The 6354-nt window shown below is 64.7% G+C and carries 8 protein-coding genes; 5 read left to right on the forward strand and 3 right to left on the reverse strand.

Annotated features, from left to right (window positions below; genetic code table 11):
* Positions 1-648 (reverse strand): invasion associated locus B family protein (locus CCR94_RS16800; protein WP_104509009.1); only part of this gene is annotated, 648 nt, incomplete at its 3' end.
* Between the two features lie 221 nt (positions 649-869).
* Here CCR94_RS16800 and CCR94_RS16805 point away from each other — a divergent pair.
* From CCR94_RS16805 to CCR94_RS16825, 5 genes are all read left to right on the forward strand, one after another.
* Positions 870-2693, forward strand: a complete 1824-nt coding sequence (locus tag CCR94_RS16805) for an extracellular solute-binding protein (RefSeq protein ID WP_104509002.1) — start codon at positions 870-872, stop codon at positions 2691-2693.
* Positions 2694-2732: 39 nt separating this feature from the next.
* The gene (locus CCR94_RS16810) at positions 2733-3701 is read left to right on the forward strand and encodes a patatin-like phospholipase family protein (RefSeq protein WP_104509003.1); all 969 of its coding nucleotides are present in this window, start codon (positions 2733-2735) and stop codon (positions 3699-3701) included.
* Positions 3701-4186, forward strand: a complete 486-nt coding sequence (locus CCR94_RS16815; RefSeq protein WP_104509004.1) for a hypothetical protein — start codon at positions 3701-3703, stop codon at positions 4184-4186. The genes CCR94_RS16810 and CCR94_RS16815 overlap by 1 nt, the downstream gene beginning before the upstream one ends.
* 76 nt (positions 4187-4262) lie before the next feature.
* A complete protein-coding gene (locus tag CCR94_RS16820; protein WP_146090059.1) occupies positions 4263-4457 on the forward strand; it encodes a hypothetical protein in 195 nt (64 codons plus the stop codon).
* Positions 4458-4589: 132 nt separating this feature from the next.
* A complete protein-coding gene (locus CCR94_RS16825) occupies positions 4590-5147 on the forward strand; it encodes an NADPH-dependent FMN reductase (protein ID WP_104509006.1) in 558 nt (185 codons plus the stop codon).
* Positions 5148-5151: 4 nt separating this feature from the next.
* On the opposite strand, the gene CCR94_RS26375 is transcribed toward CCR94_RS16825, so the two are convergent.
* The gene (locus CCR94_RS26375; protein ID WP_146090060.1) at positions 5152-5742 is read right to left on the reverse strand and encodes an acyltransferase family protein; all 591 of its coding nucleotides are present in this window, start codon (positions 5740-5742) and stop codon (positions 5152-5154) included.
* Positions 5634-6354, reverse strand: a 721-nt coding sequence (locus CCR94_RS26380) for an acyltransferase family protein (RefSeq protein WP_146090061.1), incomplete at its 5' end; no start/stop codon positions are given. The genes CCR94_RS26375 and CCR94_RS26380, both read right to left, overlap by 109 nt.

Genomic DNA, 6354 nt, shown 5'->3' on the forward strand with positions numbered 1-6354 from the left:
CAGCTTCTTGCGCTCTTCTTCCGCGCGCTTCTGCAACTCTTCCGCCAGCTTCTTCTGCTGCTCTTCAAGCACCTTGGGATCGACCGCCGGGCCGTCGAAGGCCGCGCCGAAGCCGGCCAGCGGCAGGTTGAACACCACTTCCATATTGGCCTGGTTCTTCACCGAAACCGCCATGGTCGTGCCCTTCTTGGCGGCGTCGACCACGTCCTTCTTCACCTTGGCTTCGGCGAAGCAGCCATTGGGGAAGCAGATTTCGTAGCCGCCTTCCGACACCGGCCCCTTGTCGATGGCGAAGCGGAAGCCCGGACGCAGCATCAGGCCGACCGGCATCAGGAAGCGCACGATCTTGGTTTCATCGCCCTTGACGTCATAGACGGCGAGCGCCAGCACCGGCGGCTGGTCGGTTTTCGCGCCGAAATCGCGGGTGGTGTAGCAGATTTCCTTGTTGGCCGCCTGGTCCTTGCCGCAGACCTTGGTCCAGGTCGGCTGCGAGGGCTGCAAGTCCACCTTCATCGGACCTTGCGGCGCGGCCGGCTGCGCTGCCGGGGCGGGCTGGGCCGGCGCCGCCGGCTTCTGCGCCTGGGCGAAGGCCGGGTTAGCAAGCATGGCGCCCGCGACAAATGCGACACCAAGGCGAGTCATGGACATCCGAAATCCTTTCAACTGATCCTCATTTCCGACCGCGTCGACGCTGAACTTTTCGGCCAGACCATTCGGTATTCGCGAGCGAGGGCGCGCGCTCTTCGCCCCTAAATGAGGCGATTAATTGACGGGCCTTCATATCTGCTTCGGCCCGTTTTTTCCAGCCGCCAATTCCCACGATGCGCGATTTTCTGGCCTTGTCGCGCCGATTCGCTTAGATTTGCTGGATGCCGAGGTTTTCGCCCGCGATTTTCGCGCTGCTGTGCGCTTGCTGCTTCGCCGGTCCCGGTTTTCAGGCCCGCGCGCGGGAGGATGGGGCGCGAATCACCCACGCCATCGCGATGCATGGGCCGCCCGCCCTGCCCGCCGATTTTGAGGCTTTCCCCTATGCCGACGCCGGCGCCAAGACAGGCGGGGTGCTCAAACTTGGGGCGGTCGGCGCCTTCGACAATCTCAACCCCTACGGCGTCAACGCCGGTTCGACCGCCCAAGGCCTGATCGGGCCGGTCTATGAAAGCCTGATGGCGCGCAATTTCGACGAGCCGTTTTCGCTCTATGGGCTGGTGGCCGAAAGCATCGAAACCGATGACGCCCGCGATTTCGTCACCTTCCGCCTCGACCCGCGCGCCCATTTTTCCGACGGCGTCGCCATCACCGCAGCCGACGTGGTGTTTTCCTTCAACCTGTTGAAACAGCACGGCCGGCCGCAGACCCGCGCCGCCTACGAGCTGGTCGCCGCCGTGACGACGCCGGACGCGCGCACGGCGCGTTTCGACCTGACCGGCGCCGATGACCGGGAATTGCCGCTGATTCTCGCCTTGATGCCGGTGCTGCCCGCCCATGCGCTCAGCGAAAAGGCTTTTTCCGACAATGGCCTCGCCGTTCCGCTCGGCTCCGGTCCCTACAAGGTTTTGGAGGTCAAGCCGGGCGAAAAGCTGGTTTTGGGCCGCGATCCCGATTACTGGGGCCGCGATCTGCCGGCCACGCGCGGTTTTTACAATTTCGACCGGGTGGAGTTTCTCTACAGCCGCGACGACAACAGCCTGTTCGAGGCGTTCAAGGCCGGGCTGATCGATTACCACGAGGAAAGCGATCCGCACCGCTGGGCCAGGGCCTATGAGTTCCGCGCGCGAACACGCGGCGATGTGCTGGTGGAAGCCCTGCCGGTTGGCGGCCCCAAGGGTTTGGAAGGGTTGGTTTTCAACACAAGGCGGGAAAATTTCGGCGATCCGCGCCTGCGCGAGGCGCTGGCGATGATGTTCGATTTCGAATGGATCAACGCCAATCTGTTCGACGGGCTTTTCACGCGCACCAAAAGTTTTTTCGACGAGTCCGATTTGTCCGCCTCCGGGCGACCGGCCGACGCCGAAGAACGCGCGCTGCTGTCGCCTTTTCCCGACGCCGTGCGCGAGGATGTGATGGAGGGCCGCTGGGCGCCGCCGGTTTCGGACGGCTCCGGCCGCGACCGCGACATCGCGCGCCGCGCGTTAAAACTGGCGCGGCAGGCGGGCTGGCGCATGGTCGATGGCGCGCTGCGCAAGGACGGGCGCGCCTTTGCGTTCGAGATCATGACGCAGAGCCGCGACCAGGAGCGCATCGCCTTGACCTATGCCGGGCAACTCCGGCGCATCGGCGTGGAGGCGCGGGTGCGGCTGGTGGACGAGGTGCAGTTCCAGCGCCGGCGCCAGAAATTCGATTTCGACATGACGTTCGCGCTGTGGCAGGCCTCGGCCTCGCCGGGCAACGAACAGCGCAACCGCTGGAGCGCGGAAGCCGCCGGTCGCGAGGGCTCCTACAATTTCGCCGGGGCGCGGGAGCCGGCTGTTGACGCCATGATCGCGGCTTTGGTGGGGGCGACAAGCCGGGAAAGGTTCGTCGTCGCCGCCCGCGCGCTCGACCGGGTGCTGCTGTCGGGGTTCTACGCCGTCCCGCTGTTTCACCGCGACCGCCAGTGGGTCGCCTATTGGCGGCGCATCGGGCGCCCGGATGGACTGCCGCGCTTCGCCCAGCCCTTGTTCGGCGAGGCGCTGGAGAGCTGGAGCTTGCGGTAGCGCGCGCCCGCCCCCATCTTGTCCCGACGAGGGATTTTTATGGATTTCATCAAAGCGTCGCTGGATTTGCGCGCGCCCAAGACCAGCCGGCGCTGGCCGCCGCGCCGGCTCGGCCTGGCGCTTCAGGGCGGCGGCTCGTTCGGCGCCTTCACCTGGGGGGCGCTCGACCGCCTGCTGGAAGAGGAAGCCGTCGAACTCGACGCGCTCTCGGGCGCCAGCGCCGGCGCGGTCAACGCCGTGCTGCTCGCTTCGGGTCTGGCCTCGGGCGGGCGCGACGGGGCGCGCAAAACCCTGGAAAGCTTCTGGACCCGGGTCAGCCAGTCCAGCCTGTTCCTGCCAAAAGTCGCGCATCTGCCGCTGGAGTTCTTTACCAGGGCGCTGACGCCCTATCAGTTCAATCCGTTCGATCTCAATCCGCTGCGCGACGCGCTCAACGCCCATGTCGATTTCGACCTTTTGCGCGAGAGCCCCGGGCCGAAATTGCTGATCGGCGCGACGCGCGTATCCGACGCCGGCCTGCGGATTTTTACGCGCGCGGAAATGACCGTGGATTGCGTGCTGGCCTCCGCCTGCCTGCCGCTGTTGCATCACAGCGTCGCCATCGACGGCGAATTCTACTGGGATGGCGGCTATGTCGCCAATCCGCCGCTCACCCCGCTGGTGGTCGAAACCGAGGCGAGCACGGTTCTCATCGTGCAGGTCGCGCCCAAACGCACGGATTTCGTGCCGCGCAGCCGGCAGGACATCGAGCGGCGCATCGACCAGATCAATTTCTGCTCGACGCTCGACCGCGAGATCGACGCCATCAGGCAATTGGCGCCGCTATGCGCCAACGGCGACGCCTCCGGCAAATGGGCGAAATTCCGGCTCGACCGCATCGCCGCCGAAAACGAGATCGAGGCGCTGGCCGAGGAGAGCGCCGCCAATCTGAGCTGGTCCTTCATCAGCAAACTGCGCGACGCCGGCCGCGCGGCGGCGGAGGGCTGGATCACGCAAGAGGTGGGGTGATGGACTCGGGTGTCGGGTTCTATGTCCATCTCGCCGTGGACGCGCTGGTGGTGGCGGTGGTGGCGCTGGCCTGGGCCGCGCCGCGTCTCGTACGGGTTTTCGGGCGCGGCGGCGGGCGCTGGCGCGATCTGGCCAGGATATTCACGACGTCGCGGCCCATGCCCGAAGGCGCCCGCGCCGGCCAGACCGTGATGATCGGGCCGTTGCTCTATCGCCACGCCATGACGGTCGGCGCCGACGAGGCCGGGATTTTTCTCGCGCCGGGCTTCCCGCTCGCGCTGGTGTTGCGGCGGCGGCTGCTGATTCCCTGGGCGCAAATCGTCAAGACCGAACCGGCCCGTGTGTTCTGGGGCAAGGCGACCAGCCTGATCGTCGGCGCGCCGGTGATCGCCACCCTGACCTTGGAGGAGGATTTGTTCGAGAACATGGTCTTGCCGAGGCTTTCCGCGCTAGGGAAGGATCGGCTCACGAAACCGGGGCGCTGAAACGACAGCGACGGCTTCGCGCCAGCGACTCTAGGAGACAGGACTCTTAGAAAATTGCACTCGAAGGAGAATCGTCTTGGACCACATGTTCGGAATCGGCTTGTCGGCCGAAACCATCAGCACGCTCAGGCTTGCGGGGATCGTGCCCTTGCTTGCGGCCCTCGCCGCCTATTTCATCTTCCGCCAGAGTAGAGTCCTGGTCCTGGCGGTGGGCACGCTCGTCTATCTGCTTTATCAGGCGAGCATTTTCCTGTTCGTCTATCAAATCTGAAACGCGGGCGGGACCGCGCCGGCCGATGCGCGCGCAGGCGTATCGGCCGGGAACTCTGACGCGACCTTGACCGTTATAGGAGCGCGGCGCTCGCGCCGCCTTTTTCAGGAGCGGTCATCCCCGGGAGAGATCATGGCGCAGCAAAACCTTCATTTCGTCACTTTGCTCGGCAGTTTGCGCAAGGCGTCCTTCAATGGCGCCATCGCCCGCGCCCTGCCGAACCTCGCGCCCGAAGGCGCGACCATCGCCCCGCTCGGATCGGTGCGCGATTTCCCCCATTACGACGCCGACCTTCAGGCGGAAGGTTTTCCCGCCGCCGTCGCCGCCATGGGCGCGGCCATTCGCGCGGCGGACGGGGTGATCATCGTCTCGCCGGAATATAATTATTCCATTCCCGGCGCGCTGAAAAACGCCATCGACTGGCTGTCGCGCCTGCCGGACCAGCCGTTCAAGGCCAAGCCGGTGCTGATCCAGAGCGCCTCGCCCGGCGCGTTTGGCGGCGCGCGCATGCAATATCAGCTACGGCAGTGCTTCGTCTTCCTCGACGGCCGCGTGTTCAACGCGCCGGAAGTCATGGTCGGCGGCGCGACGGGCAAATTCGACCAGGACACCGGCGACCTGACCGACCAGGGGACCAGGGATTTCATCGCCAAGCAACTGGCGGCCTTCGCGGTTTTCGCGCGGGGATGAGCCGTTACGGCGCGGGAACCTCGGTCGGCGCGTTGGGGCCGAGCTTCTTGCCGAGTTCGATGAACGGTTTCTCGATCGAGAAATAGGTCAGCAGCGACAAGGCTATCGAGGGCAGGAACACAAACAGCAGCGTGCGGAGGAAGCCGGCCATGTGCAGGTCGGGCGCCCATTGGTTCACGAGCTTCAAGACCACGGCGCCGACGAACAGATGCAGGAGATAGAGCGAGTAACTGGCCGAACCCAGCACCGCCAAGGCCCGGCCGACCCGGCCGCGAACACCCCCGGCGGCGTGGAACCCGATGATAACAATGGAGAAAAGAAGCGCTTCGACGGTGAAGGACAGCATGTTGAGCGGATAGTTGAGCGGCCCGAAAATGGCGAGCCAGGCGGTGAGCAGCGCCAGCGCCAGCGCGGCCAGGGCGAAGCCCAGGCCTTTGGAAATCCTGCCGCGATAGTGGGCAAACACCGCAGCCGCCGCCATGCCGATCAGGAACTGGTCGAGACGGCCGAGCATGGTGTGGTAGATGTTGTAATAGGCGGCGGGTCCGAGCGTCCAGGCGCCGAGCATGAGCCGGAACAGCACGATCGCGAGCACACGCCGCAGATCCTGCGCCAGTCGTAGGCCGGGACGGCGGCGATCAGCAGCGGGAACATCAGGTAGAACTGGAATTCGACGCCAATCGTCCAGATCGATCCGATCGGCAGGAAATCATTGCCGAAGCCGGACATATGGTCGCCGGCGTTGACCTGAAACAAGGCGAAATTCAGAAAGGCGCCTGCGGTCCAGGTCTCTCTGATCTGCGTCATCAGCAGGAACATGACGATCAGGTACATCGGGACAATGCGCAACGCGCGCTTGGCGATGAAACGCCCATAATGCACCGGAAGCCGACCGGCGTCGAAGATCATCGAAAACAGGAAGCCGGTCAGGACGATGAAGAGGGAAACCCCGACGCCGCCGTGTTGCAGCCAGAGGTCGCCCATGTAGCGCAGGCCGCTCGCCCCTTTTGAAATTTCCGAGAAAGGCTTGAAATGATGAAATAATACCAAGGTGGCGGCAAGAAAACGGAGCTGATCCAGCGCTGGACTATATCCCCATTTTGGCGTCGAAATAGCCATCGGTCCCCAGTCCAAAAAGCAGCGGCCCAGTAAACGCATGGCTCCCGCTCTGTCAAGGGAGCGACAACGCGATTCGGGGTGGGCGACT

It is taken from the genome of Rhodoblastus sphagnicola (assembly GCF_002937075.1).
In the GTDB taxonomy this organism is placed as follows: Bacteria; Pseudomonadota; Alphaproteobacteria; order Rhizobiales; family Beijerinckiaceae; genus Rhodoblastus; species Rhodoblastus sphagnicola.

Excerpts from the sequence above, each read along its gene's own strand:
- CCR94_RS16805 (WP_104509002.1), top strand. The coding sequence starts at position 870 with ATGCCGAGGTTTTCGCCCGCGATTTTCGCGCTGCTGTGCGCTTGCTGC.
- CCR94_RS16810 (WP_104509003.1), top strand. The coding sequence starts at position 2,733 with ATGGATTTCATCAAAGCGTCGCTGGATTTGCGCGCGCCCAAGACCAGC.
- CCR94_RS16815 (WP_104509004.1), top strand. The coding sequence starts at position 3,701 with ATGGACTCGGGTGTCGGGTTCTATGTCCATCTCGCCGTGGACGCGCTG.
- CCR94_RS16825 (WP_104509006.1), top strand. The coding sequence starts at position 4,590 with ATGGCGCAGCAAAACCTTCATTTCGTCACTTTGCTCGGCAGTTTGCGC.